This window comes from uncultured Caballeronia sp., assembly GCF_964243625.1.
Lineage (GTDB): Bacteria > Pseudomonadota > Gammaproteobacteria > Burkholderiales > Burkholderiaceae > Caballeronia.
This window is the reverse complement of sequence record NZ_CAXTGZ010000717.1, coordinates 1-2,881: the sequence shown is the minus strand read 5'-3', so window position 1 is coordinate 2,881 and position 2,881 is coordinate 1. Positions and strand designations below refer to the sequence as shown.

At 59.9% G+C, this 2,881-nt stretch carries 3 protein-coding genes; all 3 read left to right on the top strand.

The window, feature by feature from the left end; translation table 11 throughout:
- The first annotated feature begins 87 nt into the window (after nucleotides 1–87).
- The 3 genes from ACFFAR_RS29855 to ACFFAR_RS29845 are packed head-to-tail and all read left to right on the top strand — an operon-like array spanning nucleotide 88 to nucleotide 2,821.
- A complete protein-coding gene (locus ACFFAR_RS29855) occupies nucleotides 88–831 on the top strand; it encodes a (Fe-S)-binding protein (RefSeq protein ID WP_061999975.1) in 744 nt (247 codons plus the stop codon).
- Nucleotides 828–2,237 carry a lactate utilization protein B gene (locus ACFFAR_RS29850; protein ID WP_375509079.1) on the top strand — a complete coding sequence of 470 codons (1,410 nt, stop codon included), beginning with the start codon at nucleotides 828–830 and terminating at the stop codon, nucleotides 2,235–2,237. Before ACFFAR_RS29855 ends, ACFFAR_RS29850 begins: the two co-directional genes overlap by 4 nt.
- Complete coding sequence (locus ACFFAR_RS29845; RefSeq protein ID WP_375509078.1) at nucleotides 2,234–2,821, top strand: lactate utilization protein C; 588 nt, start codon at nucleotides 2,234–2,236, stop codon at nucleotides 2,819–2,821. Before ACFFAR_RS29850 ends, ACFFAR_RS29845 begins: the two co-directional genes overlap by 4 nt.
- The last annotated feature ends 60 nt before the right edge of the window (nucleotides 2,822–2,881 follow it).

Sequence of the window (2,881 nt, the reverse complement as noted above, 5' to 3'; positions counted from 1 at the left end):
AGCAAAAAGAAAACTGACCAGCAAAAGCAAAAAACGCCCAGCGATAACAAAAAACCCCACCCCCAAGCGCCAGCGCAAACCCCGCCCATGAAAGTCGCCCTGTTCGTCCCCTGTTTCATCGATGCGTTCTACCCCGAAGTCGGCATCGCGACGCTTGAGCTGCTCGAACGCCTGGGCGTAGACGTCGACTATCCCGAAGAGCAGACCTGCTGCGGCCAGCCCATGGCAAACAGCGGCGCGCAAAAGGAGGCCGCCGGCGCCGAGCGCGTATTCGCCCGCAACTTCGCCGACTACGACTACGTAGTAGGACCCTCGGCGAGCTGCATTCATCACGTGCGCGAACACCTGACGGCGATCGAGCAAACGGCATCGGTGAAAAAGGTCCGGGCAAGCGCCTACGAACTCGTCGAGTTTCTCCACGATGTCCTCAAGGTGCGCGAATTCCCGTGGGCCGAATTTCCGCATCGCGTGGGACTGCACAATAGCTGCAGCGCGATCCGGCACCTGAAGGAAGTATCGGCGTCGGAGATCAATGGCGCGCCTTTCTCCAAACCCCGTGCGTTGCTCGAAGGCGTGAAGGGCATCGAATTCGTCACACTCACCCGGCCCGACGAATGCTGCGGTTTCGGCGGCACGTTTTCAGTGACGGAAGAAGCGGTATCGGTGAGGATGGGGCAGGACAAGGTGCGCGATCACGTCGGCGCGGGCGCACAATACATCGTCTCCGGCGACATGTCGTGTCTCATGCATCAGCAAGGCTGCGCCGAGCGCCTGAAACTCGATGCACAATTCATCCACATCGCACAGGTTCTGAACGGAGCACGCGCATGAGCGACGTCGTGAAGGGAAAGAGCAAGCGGCTCGATCACGCGAAGGCGGCGGGCGCGTTTATCGCGAAAACGGATCACGTCGCTTTCCACGACAAACGCCTCTGGGACCTGCGCAGCAAACGCGATGCGCAAGCGCACGGCATGCCCGAATGGGAAACGCTGCGGGACCTGGCATCGGGGATCAAGGAGCATACGCTCTCCCATCTCTCCGATTACCTCGAGCAGTTCATCTCGCAAGCCGAGTCGCATGGCGTCACCGTGCATTACGCGGCCTCCGCCGAGGAACACAACGAGATCGTCTACAAGCTGATGTCCGAGCGCGGGTTGACCACGCTGGTGAAAAGCAAATCCATGCTCACCGATGAATGCAAGATGCGCGAGTACATCGAACCGCGCGGCATCACGGTGATGGAAACGGATCTCGGCGAACGCATCCAGCAACTGGACAATCAGGATCCGAGCCACATGGTCGTGCCGGCCGTGCACAAGTTGCGCGCGGACGTCGCCGAGCTGTTCGGACGAACCATCGGCACCGATCCCAAGAACAGCGACATCCACTATCTCGCCGAAAGCCAGCGCATGAACACGCGGCCGTATTTCGTGCGCGAGAAAACGGCGGGCATGACGGGATGCAATTTCGCAGTTGCCGAGACGGGTACGGTCGTGGTGTGTACGAACGAAGGCAACGCGGATTTGTCGGCGAATGTGCCGCCGCTGCATATTGCGTCGATTGGTATCGAAAAGCTGATTCCCAAGATTTCCGATCTCGGCGTGTTCGTGCGCATGTTGTCGCGTAGCGCGCTCGGCTCGCCGATCACGCAATACACCTCGCATTTTCGCGCGCCGCGTCCGGGCTCGGAGATGCATTACATCCTCGTCGATCACGGCCGCTCCGAGCGCCTCGCGATGGAAGATTTCTGGTACTCGCTCAAATGCATCCGCTGCGGCGCGTGCATGAATACGTGCCCGGTTTATCGGCGTAGCGGCGGCTTGTCGTATGGCTTTACGTATTCGGGGCCGATCGGCGCGATCATCAATCCGACCTACGATATGAAGCGTTTCAGCAGCTTGCCGTTTGCATCGACTTTGAACGGGAGTTGCACGAATGTCTGCCCGACGAAAGTCAACATTCACGAGCAGATCTACAAGTGGCGCGAGGTCATCGCGGCGAATCATGAAGTACCGTTCGTGAAGGCCGAAGTGCTGAAGATGGCGGGGCGCCTGCTTGCCAGTCCGACGTTGTATCGCGGCACGGTGGCGTCGCTTGGCGGCGCGCTGAAACGCTTGCCGAATTTCGTGCTGTACAACCCGCTGAATATCTGGGGCCGTCAGCGTGACTTGCCTGAAACACCGGCTGAAACCTTCCATGAGTGGTACAAGAAAAATCGCAAGGCAGCGCAGAAATGACGACAACGCGTGAAGCTTTCTTGGCCAAGATCCGCGCGGCGCAACCGGCGGGCCGTCCGCGCCCCGAAGTGCCCCTCTTCGATACCCCTCCCGGCGAGCGTCTCGAACGCTTTCGTACGGCGCTCGCCGCGATGGGCGGCACGGTAGTCGAAGGCGAATCGCTCGATACCGTGCGTGCGCTGCTGGCCGAGCGTTTCGGCGCTGATGCAATTGTGGCATCGGCGGTTGCGGGTATCGATGGAAACCGTGCGCTTTCACCCGAAATGGCGCCTGCATTGCTGCAGGATGTCGATGCCGGCGTCGTGCGTGCGCGCTTCGGCGTGGCGGAAACTGGCTCGGTGTGGTTCAGCGAGGCCGAGTACATCGTCAATTCGATCGGTTATCTCGTGCAGCATCTCGTGGTCTTGCTCGATCCGGCGCGGATCGTGGATGGTCTGCAGGATGTGTACAGACAGGATGACTTCAAAAACGCACGATACGCAGTACTGGTGACGGGGCCATCCGCGACAGCCGATATTGAAGGCGTGCTGATTCGCGGCGCGCAGGGCGTGAGATCGTTGACGGTGGTCCTGCTCGCGGCTTGAACCGACGTTCCAGAGGTACAAAACCCGTTCCGGCTTGCATTACCGGAACGGGTTTTTTAT